General features: G+C 45.4%; 13 protein-coding genes. 11 read left to right on the plus strand and 2 right to left on the minus strand.

Features of this window, described 5'->3' with window-relative positions; all coding sequences use genetic code 11:
* Positions 1-141 precede the first annotated feature (141 nt).
* The 9 genes from fdhA to fadA all read left to right on the plus strand — a co-directional run bounded on the left by fdhA (position 142) and on the right by fadA (position 11,405).
* Positions 142-1,338 carry a formaldehyde dehydrogenase, glutathione-independent gene (gene fdhA, locus JHD44_RS05115; RefSeq protein ID WP_199461689.1) on the plus strand — a complete coding sequence of 399 codons (1,197 nt, stop codon included), beginning with the start codon at positions 142-144 and terminating at the stop codon, positions 1,336-1,338.
* A 153-nt stretch (positions 1,339-1,491) separates the two neighbouring features.
* Entirely contained in the window at positions 1,492-1,821 is a 330-nt protein-coding gene (locus JHD44_RS05120) for a thioredoxin family protein (protein WP_199461690.1), read from the plus strand.
* A 21-nt stretch (positions 1,822-1,842) separates the two neighbouring features.
* Positions 1,843-2,913, plus strand: a complete 1,071-nt coding sequence (locus JHD44_RS05125) for a CobW family GTP-binding protein (RefSeq protein ID WP_199461691.1) — start codon at positions 1,843-1,845, stop codon at positions 2,911-2,913.
* Positions 2,914-3,087: 174 nt separating this feature from the next.
* Entirely contained in the window at positions 3,088-4,884 is a 1,797-nt protein-coding gene (locus JHD44_RS05130) for an acyl-CoA dehydrogenase C-terminal domain-containing protein (protein ID WP_199461692.1), read from the plus strand.
* A 19-nt stretch (positions 4,885-4,903) separates the two neighbouring features.
* Entirely contained in the window at positions 4,904-5,221 is a 318-nt protein-coding gene (locus tag JHD44_RS05135; RefSeq protein ID WP_199461693.1) for an SCP2 sterol-binding domain-containing protein, read from the plus strand.
* Between the two features lie 80 nt (positions 5,222-5,301).
* Positions 5,302-6,984, plus strand: coding sequence for an AMP-binding protein (locus tag JHD44_RS05140; protein ID WP_199461694.1), 1,683 nt, complete (start codon positions 5,302-5,304; stop codon positions 6,982-6,984).
* 11 nt (positions 6,985-6,995) lie between these two features.
* Complete coding sequence (locus JHD44_RS05145) at positions 6,996-7,748, plus strand: enoyl-CoA hydratase-related protein (RefSeq protein ID WP_199461695.1); 753 nt, start codon at positions 6,996-6,998, stop codon at positions 7,746-7,748.
* Between the two features lie 303 nt (positions 7,749-8,051).
* Positions 8,052-10,202 (plus strand): fatty acid oxidation complex subunit alpha FadB, encoded by a 2,151-nt coding sequence (gene fadB, locus JHD44_RS05150; RefSeq protein WP_199461696.1) that lies wholly within the window; start codon positions 8,052-8,054, stop codon positions 10,200-10,202.
* 27 nt (positions 10,203-10,229) lie between these two features.
* Positions 10,230-11,405 carry an acetyl-CoA C-acyltransferase FadA gene (gene fadA, locus JHD44_RS05155; protein WP_199461697.1) on the plus strand — a complete coding sequence of 392 codons (1,176 nt, stop codon included), beginning with the start codon at positions 10,230-10,232 and terminating at the stop codon, positions 11,403-11,405.
* A gap of 54 nt (positions 11,406-11,459) precedes the next feature.
* Here the strand turns inward: fadA and JHD44_RS05160 are convergent, their stop codons facing one another.
* Positions 11,460-11,948 (minus strand): hypothetical protein, encoded by a 489-nt coding sequence (locus JHD44_RS05160; protein WP_199461698.1) that lies wholly within the window; start codon positions 11,946-11,948, stop codon positions 11,460-11,462.
* Positions 11,949-12,182: 234 nt separating this feature from the next.
* On the opposite strand from JHD44_RS05160, the gene JHD44_RS05165 reads away from it, so the two are divergent.
* The gene (locus JHD44_RS05165; RefSeq protein ID WP_199461699.1) at positions 12,183-12,593 is read left to right on the plus strand and encodes a GFA family protein; all 411 of its coding nucleotides are present in this window, start codon (positions 12,183-12,185) and stop codon (positions 12,591-12,593) included.
* A gap of 46 nt (positions 12,594-12,639) precedes the next feature.
* Here JHD44_RS05165 and JHD44_RS05170 read toward each other — a convergent pair whose 3' ends face one another.
* Complete coding sequence (locus JHD44_RS05170; RefSeq protein WP_199461700.1) at positions 12,640-13,386, minus strand: siderophore-interacting protein; 747 nt, start codon at positions 13,384-13,386, stop codon at positions 12,640-12,642.
* A 228-nt stretch (positions 13,387-13,614) separates the two neighbouring features.
* Between JHD44_RS05170 and glsB the strand changes: the two genes are divergently transcribed.
* Positions 13,615-14,523 (plus strand): glutaminase B, encoded by a 909-nt coding sequence (glsB, locus tag JHD44_RS05175; protein WP_199461701.1) that lies wholly within the window; start codon positions 13,615-13,617, stop codon positions 14,521-14,523.
* Position 14,524 lies beyond the last annotated feature (1 nt).

Genomic DNA, 14,524 nt, shown 5'->3' on the forward strand with positions numbered 1-14,524 from the left:
TAACATAAAGTGCAAGAAAAGAAGAAGGTGTCGTTATCGTGCTGTTTTTAGGCGTTTATCGACATCATCTTTCGTGGTTTGAGCGCTACCTTCTCGGGTGCGATAAAAACAATAAAACCACACTTGTTACAGGAGTACTTTATGTCTCAATCTTCTAACCGCGGCGTCGTCTACAAAGGCCCAGGAAAAGTCGCAGTCGAGTCCATCCCATTCCCAGAACTTGCTCTGGGCGACCGTAAATGCAATCACGGCGTCATTCTAAAAGTTCTTACCACCAATATTTGTGGCAGTGATCAGCATATGGTGCGTGGTCGTACCACAGCGCCTGAAGGTCTGGTATTAGGTCATGAAATCACGGGGATCATCCTTGAGAAAGGCGATGATGTTGAATTTCTAGAAGTTGGTGACATCGTATCTGTGCCGTTCAACATTGCTTGTGGTCGCTGTCGTAACTGTAAAGCAGGGATGACGGGGATTTGTCTAAATGTGAACCCTGCACGTCCTGGGGCGGCTTACGGCTACGTTGATATGGGCGGTTGGGTTGGAGGTCAGTCTGACTATGTGATGGTGCCATACGCAGACTTTAACTTGCTTAAATTCCCTGATAAAGACCAAGCTAAAGAGAAAATTGCCGATCTAACGTTGCTATCAGACATTTTTCCAACGGGTTTCCACGGTTGTGTCACAGCAGGGGTTGGCCCAGGCTCTACCGTTTACATCGCAGGTGCAGGTCCAGTTGGTCTTGCAGCGGCGGTTTCCGCTCAGCTTCTAGGGGCTGCATGCGTCATCGTTGGTGACATGATTGAAGATCGTCTGGCGCAAGCTCGTAGTTTTGGCTGTGAAACCATTGATTTGCGCCAAGAAGGCGATATGGAAGACAAACTAGAAGTCATTCTAGGTGAGCGTGAAGTCGATTGTTTCGTCGACTGTGTCGGCTTTGAAGCACACGGTTGTGGTTGTAACTCGCACAAAGAAGCGCCAGCTACGGTGTTAAATTCTGCGATGCAAATTACACGAGCGGGTGGCCAGATTGGTATCCCAGGTTTGTATGTGACAGATGACCCAGGTGCTGAAGATGAAGCGGCGAAAGTGGGCGCTTTAAGCATGCGCTTTGGTCTAGGTTGGGCTAAATCGCATTCCTTCCATACGGGGCAATGCCCAGTAATGAAATACCATCGCTCTTTAATGCAGGCGATTTTGTTTGATAAAGTAAAAATTGCCGACGCAGTTAATGTACAGATGATCACGTTAGATCAAGCGCCACAAGGTTACGCTGATTTTGATGGTGGTGCGGCGAAGAAATTTGTTATGGACCCCCATGGTGAGTTTGTCGCCTAGTTAGCAGCGATTGCAATGAAGTGAAATGCCACGTCAGTTCGATGAGCTGACGTGGCATTTTTGTCTTAGGCGATAAAAATCTTTTGCTACTATTGAAACATCGATCAGGCACCGCTATGTAGCCGTAATGTTGTTTTGAAAAAGGAACAGTGCATGAATGTAGTGAATGGTTTTAATGCAGAATACCAAGATGAAGAGATAACCCTAGAGGATGTTGAGCGACTGGAAGGCGATGTCTTGCTGGAGTTTGGTACCCCATGGTGTGGCTATTGTAAGAAAGCTCAGCCCCTATTGACTGAGGTAATGGATGATTTCTTGGATGTGCAGCATGTTAAGGTTGTGGATGGTAAGGGTAAGCGTCTTGGACGACATTATCAGGTCAAGCTTTGGCCAACCCTAATCGCCTTGCAAGATGGCAAAGAGGTTGGGCGAGTTGTACGCCCCGACTCCGAAGAAGAAATACGAAAATTATTAGACGTTTAGTGCGTCAAACATGAGTAAAACATGCGATTTCAAGGCATTAAAGTAAATGTTATAACCGGCTTTTTAGGTGCTGGTAAGACGACTGTTATAAAAAATTTGTTAGCCGGTGTGCCTCAGCATGAAAAGTGGGCGGTATTGGTAAATGAATTCGGAGAAGTGGGCATTGACGGAGACTTGCTGAAACAAGATGGGGTTGCCATTAAGCAAGTACCAGGGGGCTGTTTATGCTGTGTGGCCTCGGCTGCGTTTTCAGTCGGTTTAAACGAATTGATCAAACAAGCCCAACCAGATCGTATTGTCATTGAGCCCACAGGTATTGGGCACCCTCATCAAATTGTCGAACAGTTAAGTGCGGATCATTATCGTGATGTATTAGACATTCGTGGCACGGTCTGTTTGATGGATGCACGTAATCTCTCCGATCCGCGTTACTTAGGCCATCCGGCATTTTTTGATCAAATAGACGATGCAGACGTTCTGATCGGCAGCAAAGCAGATTTGTACGATGATTCTCAAGAACAGCGCTTTTTGGATTTTGCTAAGCAGTTCGCCGCGTCTAAATCCGTCATTGCATTAAGTTCAAATGGCGAATTTGATCCAGCTTGGCTTGATCTCCCACGAGTAGATCACAACTCTCATCACGATCACGATCACGATCACGATCACGATCACGATCACGATCACGATCACGATCACGATCACGATCACGATCACGATCACGATCACGATCACGATCACGATCACAACCACAACCATGCTAAGGTTTTTAAGAGTCAGCCTGCCGCTGGCGTGACTTGCTACCTAAAACGAGACCAGGGGATGGTGAGTGTCGGTTGGATCGCAGAATCAAATTGGTCAATAGATGATGAGCGATTTGAACAGTTTCTTGCCTTGATAAATTCGTTTCCAAGTTTCTGGCGATTGAAAGGAGTTCTACGTCTGGAAAACCACTTTGAGTCAATTAATATCACTCAAGGAGAGTGTCGAAGATCCTTGCAAGATGAGTGTTCAGGATCTAGATTTGAATGCATTTTCGCGGACGATGAGAGTTTTGATGAAAAACTTAAAGAGATTCAGAAACTCTTGTTTTAGTTCATTCTTCGGTGCGCTTATTTAGCGTTTTGGCCGCTGTCCGGAATCACCTATGGCGCGTTTTGTTATTCAACTTGCTTTGAAATGTTATTGAGGGAAAAACGCTTTTCGACAACGCTTATGGCATGTTGTTGAACAAACTTTCCGCATGAAAATAATATCGAGGTGAGTGTCATGCCTGACTACAAAGCGCCCATACGCGACCTAAAATTTATTACTGATGAAGTACTTGGTATCCACCGGCACTATGCTTCTCTAGCTGGAGCCGAAGAGGCTACTCCAGACATGGTGGACGCCATCGTTGAGGAAGGCGCAAAATTCGCAGAACGTGTCTTAGCCCCTTTAAATCAAATCGGTGATCAACAAGGGTGTCATTTTGACAACGGTGTTGTCACAACTCCTGAAGGCTTTAAAGAAGCGTACCAACAGTACGTTGAAAGCGGCTGGCCATCTTTATCTCATCACACAGAGGTTGGCGGTCAAGGTTTGCCTGAGTCTCTAGGGATGATGGTGACAGAATTTGTTGCAACTGCTAACTGGGCTTGGAGTATGTACCCAGGTTTAAGTCATGGTGCGATGAATACTCTTGAAATGCACGGTACAGATGAGCAAAAACAATCCTACCTTACCAAACTGGTTACCGGTGAATGGACGGGCACCATGTGTCTGACTGAGCCGCATTGTGGTACTGATCTTGGGATGTTGAAAACCAAAGCAACGCCTAACGAGGACGGTAGCTACAGCCTTACAGGTACCAAAATCTTTATTTCGGCTGGTGAGCACGATATGGCAGAAAATATTGTTCATATCGTATTAGCTCGACTTCCTGATGCGCCTGCTGGCACAAAAGGTATCTCGCTATTCATTGTGCCAAAATTCAATGTCACAGAGTCGGGTGAGGTGGGTGAGCGCAATGCTGTGCATTGTGGTTCGATTGAACACAAGATGGGTATCCATGGTAATGCTACCTGTGTTATGAACTTTGATGGCGCCAAAGGTTTCTTAATTGGGCCACCAAATAAAGGTCTAAACTGTATGTTTACCTTTATGAATACCGCTCGTTTAGGAACAGCGTTACAAGGTTTGGCGCATACAGAGTGGGCTTATCAAAATTCATTGGCTTATGCCAAAGATCGTCTTCAAATGCGCTCGCTGTCTGGTCCAAAAGCGCCAGATAAAGCGGCTGATCCAATCATTGTTCACCCAGATGTGCGTCGTATGCTACTCACTCAAAAAGCCTTTGCCGAGGGCGGTCGAGCGATGATTCATTATTGTTCGATGCTAGTGGATAAGGTGAAAGCGGGTAGCGATGCTGAGAAAGAAGAAGCGGAAACACTACTGTCTTTGTTGACACCGATTGCGAAAGCATTCTTGACGGAAACAGGCTTCGAATCCGCAAACCAAGGTCTGCAAGTGTTTGGTGGACATGGCTACATCGCTGATTGGGGGATGGAGCAAAACGTTCGTGACTGTCGAATTTCCATGCTGTATGAGGGCACGACGGGTATTCAAGCGCTCGATCTTTTAGGTCGTAAAGTACTGATGACCCAAGGTGCGACGCTCAAGGCTTTCACAAAAGTCATCCATAAATTCTGTAAAGCGAATGATGATAAAGCACTTAAGCACCTCATTAAGCCATTAGCGGCTTTGAATAAAGAATGGGGCGACCTCACTCTCAAAGTAGGTATGAAAGCCATGAAAAATCGCGAAGAGGTAGGGGCAGCATCAGTCGATTACTGCATGTACTCAGGTTATGTAACGTTGGCTTACTTCTGGGCACGTATGGCACAAGTAGCGCAACAGAAGCTTGCCGAAGGCACAACCGAAGAGGCTTTCTACAAAGCGAAATTACAGACAGCGAACTTCTACTTTGATCGTATTCTGCCTCGTACTAAAGCCCATGCAGAGATGATCCTATCTGGTTCAGAAAGCTTAATGTCGATGGACGAAGAGCAATTCTTTTTACGCTAATTAAGCGGAGGTAATGTTTATGAGTAATGCAAAAGATATTTTCGATACTATGCTAACCCGTTTCGACCGTGACGCAGCTTCAGAAATGGATGCTATATTTCAATTTGAATTAGACGATGCTGATTCCTACTTTGTTACTATCTCTGAAGGTACAGCGACCTTAGAGCAAGGTGAGCATGATGATGCGACAGTTACTTTAGGTATGGATACGGATACTTTGTCAGAGGTTATGTCCGGAGAACTTGATGGGATGCAGGCTTTCATGCAAGGTAAAATACGAGCGGACGGTGATATTATGTTAGCAACCAAGCTGACTGAAATATTTCCAACCCCGTGATGAACTTTGCCCCCTGTATGGCATCACATTGATTAAGTGAACTTTATGTCTCCATATAACGACAATAACGGAGAAGCTTTATGCTGAACAACGATGTAGCGACACCTAGAAACTTGGAATCAGGCAGCTACATCCCTGATGAATTAAACCCTAGAGGGTTTGAATCGGTAGTGGATGTACTGGCGGATGCCAGCAAGCGTTTTACCAACTTACCTGCTTTTACTAGCGTTGGTTGTACCCTAACTTATGGGGAGCTAAAGCGCAAAGCTGATGCGTTTACTGCATATTTGCAGCGGCATACAGACTTAAAGCCTGGTGATCGTATTGCGGTTCAGCTACCAAATGTTGTTCAGTTTCCTGTTGTCGTGTTTGGGGCCATGCAGGCTGGCTTGATTGTTGTAAACACTAATCCTCTCTATACGCCGAAAGAGTTAGAGCATCAATTTAATGACGCGGGTGTGAAGGCGGTGGTGGTGTTCGCCAACATGGCTGCAAATGTTGAAAAGATTATTGCTAAAACACAGATCTCCCATGTTTTGATTACGGAGATAGCTGATTTTCATAAGCCTGTGAAGCGGCTTTTAATTAATTCAATCGTTAAGTACGTAAAAAAAATGGTGCCTGATTATAGCCTGCCACAGTCTATTGCACTGAATGATGCCATCGCGCTTGGCACAAAAAGCCAGCCTAATATTCTGACGCTGAATCGTAAAGATCTAGCCGTTCTGCAATACACTGGTGGGACGACTGGTGTTGCCAAAGGGGCAATGCTTACCCATGCCAACTTAATTTCCAACATGCACCAGCTGAAAAATCGGTTGGACCATTTGCTGGAGGAAGGAAAAGAGACTTTTATTGCGCCACTTCCTCTTTATCATATCTATGCTTTCTTGATTCACGCCATGACGTTGGTGGAATATGGGGCTCACACCATTCTCATTCCAAACCCAAGAGATTTACCTAACTTTGTCAAAGAGCTTAATAAGTGGAAATTCACAGGGTTCATAGGTTTGAATACTCTATTCGCAGGCCTTTGTAACCGCGAAGATTTTGCAAAAGTAGACTTTTCGTCATTAAAGCTTACGGCATCAGGTGGGATGCCTCTTACACATGCCGCGGCCGATCGCTGGAAAAGTGTTACAGGCTGTACGGTATCTGAGGGCTATGGCCTGACCGAAACCTCTCCTGTCGTGGCATTTAACCCGATTGGGAAAGAGCAAATTGGCACCATCGGGTTGGCTGTAGATTGCACAGATATTCGTATCATTGATGACAACGGAGCCGACGTCGTGCCCGGTGAGCCTGGTATGCTGTGTGTAAAAGGACCACAGGTAATGAAAGGATACTGGCACCGTGAGCAAGCTACTCAGGATGTTATGACACCCGATGGGTTCTTAATCACTGGAGATGTTGCCACGCAACAAGCCGATGGTTATCTAAGCATTGTTGACCGAGCCAAAGACTTGATTATCGTATCAGGGTTTAATGTCTATCCAACAGAAGTTGAGGATGTCATCACGCAACACCCTGACGTACTAGAAGCTGCTGCCATTGGTGTCGAAGATGATAAAACAGGTGAAGCGGTTAAGGCTTTCCTAGTGTTGAAAGACGGTGCGCAGATGAATGAAAAGGCTATGCACGCTTTTTGTAAGGAAAACCTTGCTGCTTATAAGGTTCCAAAACAGTACGAAGTACGCACTGAACTTCCAAAGACCAATGTTGGTAAGATTCTGCGTCGAGCGTTAAGAGAACCTGAACACTAAGGAGTGTCATCATGACAGAAGCTATTCAGGAAACGGTTAGTAATGGTGTTCAGGTCGTCTTGTTAAACCGCCCTGATAAGAAGAATGCTATTACTGTTGATATGTATCAGGCAATGAGTGATGTGCTTCATCAAGCCGAACTTCGCGATGAAGTTAAAGTGACTATCGTCGCGGGTGCTGGTCCGGACTTTTCGGCCGGCAACGATATTAATGATTTTGTTGAAATAGCTCGCTCTCCGGAAAAAATGGCGTCTGTCATGTCCTTTTTACAAGCGCTGACCTCTTACAAAAAGCCGCTTATTGGCTGCGTAGAAGGCTGGGCGGTCGGTGTCGGTGCGACCATGATGTTGCATTGCGACATGGTGTTTGCGGCCAAGAATACCCAATTTGTATTTCCATTTGTTCAGCTTGGTCTTGTGCCTGAAGCTGCGTCTAGTTTTCTTTTACCAAAGATAGTAGGGCATCAAAGAGCTTTTGAAATGCTGATGTTTGGCGAACCAATTAACGCCGAAACGGCCTATCAGTTGGGAATGGTTAACCATCTTTGTGAGCCGAGTGAGTCGTTGGAGCTGGCAAATTTGTATGCTACTAAGCTATGTCAGTTACCAACTGAAGCAGTGCTATTGTCTAAAGATCTGCTTAAGTGTCGCGCTATGGATGATATACAGATGGCTTTAATGCGTGAGGGAAGAATTTTTAAAGACCGGTTGGTGTCTGATGAAGCTCAACAGCAGTTTTATAAATTTTTAAAAAAAGAGAGCTAAAAACTGGCCGTTTTACAAAACTTAACTATATTTAGATACATGCCTTAGAGTGTATATGACTCTAGACTTCAATGACTGGTTTCGCCGACCTAATTTGCGCCCTAGTGAGTATTTCTTACTAGGGCGTTTTTGTATCTGAAAGAAAATAATTGCTAGTGATTGCCATAAAATGTCATTAAACAGAGTCTTTTTTGTTATTGAGGAAAGACGCTATCACTCTAAGCTTAAAGAACATAAATTCACGATTATTTTCGTGACTCGAAAAACGCTCTAAGGCCATAAAAATAAGAGGTGGAGGCGATTATGAAGTTCGAAGGAAACACACTTCGAGTGCAGACCAATGAGGTCGGCATTGCGACCCTGACATTGGATTTGAAGGACAGTTCTGTCAATAAATTTGGCTCACAGGCGCTAGCAGAGCTTGCTCAAGCAGTTGAACAGTTGCAGCAAGACTCATCGGTTAAAGGTTTGCTGATTAACAGTGCAAAAGATGCCTTTGTAGTAGGAGCCGATATAACAGAATTCATGGGTTGGTTTCAGCTTGAAGAAGAGGCGCTGGCACAAAAGCTACGTGATGCTCACAATATTTTTACTTCCTTATCTAACCTACCTTTTCCAACCGTTGCCGCCGTTAATGGTTTGGCCTTAGGTGGTGGTTTTGAGCTTTGTTTAGCATGTGACTACCGTGTGATGGCGGATTCTGCGAAAGTCGGTTTACCTGAAACTCAGCTTGGTATTTATCCTGGTTGGGGTGGCACAGTCCGTTTACCGCGTCTCATTGGTGTGGATAACGCCTGTGAGTGGATCTGTGGTGGTCAGCAGAAACGCAGTACCGATGCAATGAAAGACGGTGCAGTGGATGCTGTAGTCGCTGCTGCGAATGTAGTTTCGTCAGCAGAACATCTATTGCAGCAAGTGCTGGATGGAAAGCTGGATTACCAAGCTCGCCGTGAGCGCCTTCAATCGGCAATGGAATTTTCCCCTATCGAAAAAATGATGATCTTTGAGTCTGTTCGTGCCGTGGTCGGTGCAAAAGCAGGCCGTCATTACCCTGCGCCGATGGAAGCCATTAAGTCGGTTGAGAAGGGGATTTTCCAAACGATCGATAAGGCCATCGAAACTGAGATCAAAGGTTTCGTGAAAATGGCGAAATCTCCTGTTGCGCGTTCCTTAGTCGGTCTATTTTTGAACGATCAGCTGGTTAAAAAGACGGCTTCTAAATACACCAAAGGGGTTGAGCCTGTTAGCCATGCTGCTGTGTTGGGCGCGGGGATCATGGGGGGCGGAATCGCTTACCAGTCTGCTTCCAAAGGGACACCAATTGTCATGAAAGACATTCGCCAAGAGGCGCTTGATCTTGGTATGAATGAAGCGAGTAAACTGTTTGGTAAGCAGGTCGAGCGCGGCAAACTAAGTAGTGAAAAAGCCATGCAGGGTCTTGGTAAGATTACCCCTGTTTTAAGCTACGGCGAGGTGTCTGCTGTTGACCTAGTGGTCGAAGCGGTAGTGGAGAACCCAAAAATCAAACAGTCGGTATTGGCGGAAACGGAAGCGCAACTCAAAGAAGGTGCTATCCTGGCTTCTAATACTTCAACTATCTCTATCACACACTTGGCTGAAGCTCTGAAGCATCCAGAAAATTTCTGTGGCATGCACTTCTTTAACCCGGTTCACCGTATGCCACTAGTAGAGGTGATTCGCGGGGAGAAAACTTCGGAAGCAACCATCGCTAAGACTGTTGCTTATGCTCAAGCGTTAGGTAAAACGCCGATCGTGGTGAATGATTGCCCTGGATTCCTAGTCAACCGTGTGCTGTTCCCATATTTCGCAGGTTTCTCTGCACTGTTGAAAGACGGGGCGGATTATCAAGCGGTTGATAAGGTGATGGAGCGTTTTGGCTGGCCGATGGGACCTGCTTACTTACTTGATGTCGTTGGCATTGATACAGCGTATCACGCTGACCAAGTGATGGCAGATGGTTTCCCAGATCGTATGGGACATGATGGTGAGAATGCGATTGACCGCTTCTATGCTTTAAAACGTTTCGGGCAGAAATCCGGCAGCGGTTTTTATCAATACGAAGCAGACCGCAAAGGCAAACCAAAGAAATTAGCCTCGGCTGAGGCACAAGAGTTGATTCAGTCGCTACATGGTGAACATCAAACATTCGCAGATGAAGAAATCATTGCGCGTATGATGATTCCTTTATGTATCGAAACCGCACGTTGCTTAGAAGAAAACATTGTCGCTTCAGCGGCGGAAGCGGATATGGGATTGGTGTATGGCATTGGTTTCCCTCCATACCTTGGTGGCGCTTTGCATTACATGGATCAAATGGGATTGGCAGCATTTTGTGAAATGGCTGACCGTTTTAAACACCTTGGTAAGTTGTATGAGCCAACGCAAGCAATGCGTGCTATGGCTGCAGAACAACGTACTTACCATCAATACTAATCCCAATTGGACAATAGGAGTTTTGATATGAAATTAAACCCAAATGATGCAGTGATCGTCGATGCGGTGCGTTCTCCAATGGGGAAATCAAAAAATGGTGCCTTTCGACATGTGCGATCTGAAAATTTATCTGCTGAGCTAGTCAAAGCACTACTAGCTCGACATCCTGAAGTGTTACCAGCAAGTATTGAAGATCTGATCTGGGGTTGTGTAAACCAAACCCTTGAGCAAGGTTTCAATATGGCGCGTGCAGTCGCCTTGTTATCAGGCATGCCTGTTACCACTGCTGCTCAAACCGTGAACCGTCTATGTGGTTCTTCTATGTCTGCTATTCATACGGCTGCTCAGGCTATTATGTGTGGGCAGGGTGATACCTTTGTCGTTGGTGGTGTAGAGCACATGGGGCATGTGCCGATGATGCATGGTGTCGATGTGAATCCTGAACTGTCTAAGCATATGGCCAAAGCTTCCATGATGATGGGGGTGACCGCAGAAATGTTAGGGAAAATGCACGGCGTTTCTCGTGCCGCGCAAGATGAGTTTGCAGTTCGCTCTCATCAAAGAGCCCATGACGCGACCGTCAATGGTCGATTTACAGCGGAGATTGTGCCGATTGAAGGTCATGATAGCGACGGTAACAAAACACTGATTGAAGTAGACGAAGTTATCCGCCCAGACACTTCGCTCGAAGGTCTAGCGAATTTGCCAACGGTCTTTATGCCAAAAGGCGGTACAGTGACAGCGGGTTCATCGTCAGCCTTGTCTGATGGTGCGTCTGCCATGTTGATGATGTCGGCAGCACGTGCTCAGGAACTAGGTTTAACGCCTATTGCTCGAGTGAAAAGCATGGCGGTTGCTGGGTGTGATCCGGCGATTATGGGCTACGGACCAGTGCCTGCCACGAAAAAGGCATTTAAGCGTGCCGGTTTGTCGATCGACGATATTGGCTTAGTAGAAGTCAATGAGGCGTTTGCAGCACAATCGATTCCAGTTCTAAAAGACTTAAAACTGCTGGATAAGATGGATGATAAAGTGAACTTAAATGGTGGTGCGATTGCACTTGGTCACCCACTGGGTTGCTCTGGTGCGCGAATTTCCACCACGTTATTGCATCAAATGCAGGCGAAAGATGTTCAATTTGGTCTTGCAACCATGTGTATCGGCATGGGGCAGGGGATTGCAACCATATTTGAACGGGTCTAACCCCAAAAAAAACCAGCAGGCATCTAGCTTGCTGGTTTCTACTCTCCCGTCAGCCTAGCTGATATGATATTTGTCCTTTAATGCTTGCTGATCGGTTTTGTGCTCCTTTTTTAACTTAGCAAGAACGCACTTCGCATTAAATTTAGCTTGTTGCGAGGTCAGTGAATCTGAGCTGGTATTCATTGAGACCAGTTTTAAAGAATCCTCATAATCGTCTAAAGCCTTATCGACCTTATCTTGATAATGTTCTTCCAAAGCGTTTAATTCTTTGTAGTAGCCATCAAAGGCTTTAGAAATATTCGCTTTGTAAGAGATTAAATGTAAACGAGGTGAGTTTAGGGACAGCTTAGTCGTTAAGTCTTGAGACGCTTTTAAAATGATGGCTTTGTTCTGCTCTTCCCCACTTCTTGCTAGGTTTGCGATTGATGAAGGCGAGGTAATGCGATTCGATTGCTCTTCAGCGTTAGCAGGCGTTTGTGCTAAAGATAAAACCAGCAAAGAAGACAACGATCCTAAATGCTTCTTTTTAATGACGATTTTCATTGTGCTGACCTCGGTGTTTAATCTCATTTCAGAGTAATTCAGTCATTAAAGGCTTCGCAATAGATGGGCTAATGGTTGCACAGTGTTTTGCACTTTTAGACTAAGATTTGATAGTTTGACACTAGCTATTTGCATTTAATTGCACATATGTTGAGCTATGATTGTGCTAGCGTCAGTCTATACACATCTCATCTAGAGATTCATAACAGCATAGAAAATAGCAAGGAATTGAGAATGGCGAACTATCCTATTTCCGGAGCCTGCCAATGTGGCGGGGTGACGTATAAATTACTGGCACCACCTAAGTTGATTGCAGCGTGTCATTGTAAGGAGTGCCAGAAATTATCAACCAGTGCATTCAGTATTACAGCCATGGTGGATTTAAAAGATTTAGAGATCTCCGGTGAGCTTCAAGAATGGCATAGATTGGCTGACAGTGGTAACACGTCAGTCGCAAAGTTTTGTCCAACTTGTGGCAATCGTATCTATCACTTTGATCCCAACAAGCCTAATGACATCAAACTTAAGCCATCTACTTTAGAGGATACGTCCATTTTGCATCCATCTGTGCATATTTGGGTGAGTGAAAAGCAGGATTGGTATGAGGTCCCTGAGGGCGTGAAAATTGCCCAGAAGCAGACCTGAGGCAGGTCGTTAAATCAGGGCGTAACGCCCTGATTTATCATGCAGTTTAAGCCACTTCGTTGGCGTCGAGATCTTGACGCTTTTCAACTTTATGCTGGTCCTCATTCAATCCCAGTTTCCAATAGCTAGAGATATAAAGGTTTTGCTTGGCAACGTCGTTACGCTCACGGAAGTAAGCCCGTAAGGCTCTCATTGAGCTAAATTCACAAGCAGCCCATACAGCAACGGTGCCGTCGAGCCAATCCAAAGCAGTAACATGGCGTAACATCAATTCACTGTCTTCTCCAGGGTGCGTATTAATCACCCATTTGATGTCGATGTTTTCGGGTTTAGGCAGTTGTTGGATATCGTCTTCGCTTTGTACCTCAATGATAGCGTAACCTTTTGCAGTATTTGGAAGCGTAGCTAGGTTGACGCTGATAGCTGGCAGCGAGGTCATATCACCAACAAATAGCAGCCAGTCAGCCTCTTCTGAGATTAGCTTTTTTGGCCCTGGGCCTCCTACTGTAATCGTGTCTCCCTGTTGTGCGTGGAGCGCCCAGTGGCAGGCAACACCGGAATCACCGTGTACGGCAAAATCGATATCGAGTTCATCTTGGCGTTGATGGCGAATGGTATAGGTGCGCATGAGTCGGCTGCCATCTGTGGTAGGAAATACCAGTTTTACATAAGCGCTTTCTTGGTCTGCAGGGAGGTCTGATAAGTCATTACCGCCTAGCGTTAAGCGAAGCATATGTGGAGTGACGAACTGTTTACGCACAACGTGTAGTTGACGCATGGTAGGTTTCGGCATATTACACTCCTTTTTGTTGTAAGTTGAGAATGGCTATCAATCTATCTTAGAGGCTTATGAAAGGCAACGAAACAGAGTGTTGCGAATATTCTTTGAAACTCAGGATGAAGCGCCATTCTTTCAGATCGTAGTCATACATTTCATTATAGCGCTTTTGTTTTTTCTATATTCTGGCAAAATCAGCGCCACAATAATAAATGATTACTATCCCCCGAAATAAGGTTCCCTATGCAAACGCTATTGCGCACTATCTACGACGATGTGAAGCCACTCGTTGGTCAAGGTAAAGTGGCAGACTATATTCCAGCTCTCGCCAGTGTGAATCCACATCAATTTGGTATTGCAATCTACAGTAACCAAGGAGAGCTATTCCAAATTGGCGACGCCGATGTTCCTTTCTCCATTCAAAGTATCTCCAAGGTATTTAGCTTGACCCTAGCAATCAAGCATTATGGCGAGGACATGTGGCAGCGAGTAGGTCGAGAGCCCTCAGGTTTACCTTTTAATTCTTTGGTGCAGTTAGAATATGAGCATGGCATTCCTAGGAACCCTTTCATCAATGCAGGTGCCATTGTCGTTAGTGACATGAACCAATCACGGTTTGCTTCACCGCACTATGCGATGCGTGAGTTTGTCAGAAGGCTTTCAGGGAATCCTGATTTAAAAACAGATCAAGTGGTGGCGGACTCTGAGTACGAGTTCAGGCATCGCAATGCGGCAATGGCCTATTTAATGCAGTCCTATGGCAATTTTGAAAACTCGGTTGAAGAAGTGCTTAAAAGCTATTTTTCAAATTGCGCCCTAAGAATGAGTTGCGTTGACTTGGCCAAGGCTTTTAATTTCCTTGCTAACAAGGGCTATTGTTCTATCAGTAATGAGCAGATAATCAGCGAACAAGAAACGCGCCAAGTGAATGCTTTGATGGCTACTAGTGGCATGTATGATGAGGCCGGTAGTTTTGCGTTTCAAGTTGGCTTGCCTGGTAAGAGTGGCGTAGGTGGAGGCATTGTTGCAATTGTACCCAACCGATTCTCAATTTGCGTTTGGTCGCCTGCACTTAATAAAGTCGGGAATTCCAGCGCAGGTGTTGCGGCACTGGAATCGATGACTAAGCAAATAGGCTGGTCAGTTTATTAAA

The organism is Marinomonas ostreistagni (genome assembly GCF_016461785.1).
GTDB classification, from domain to species: Bacteria; Pseudomonadota; Gammaproteobacteria; order Pseudomonadales; family Marinomonadaceae; genus Marinomonas; species Marinomonas ostreistagni_A.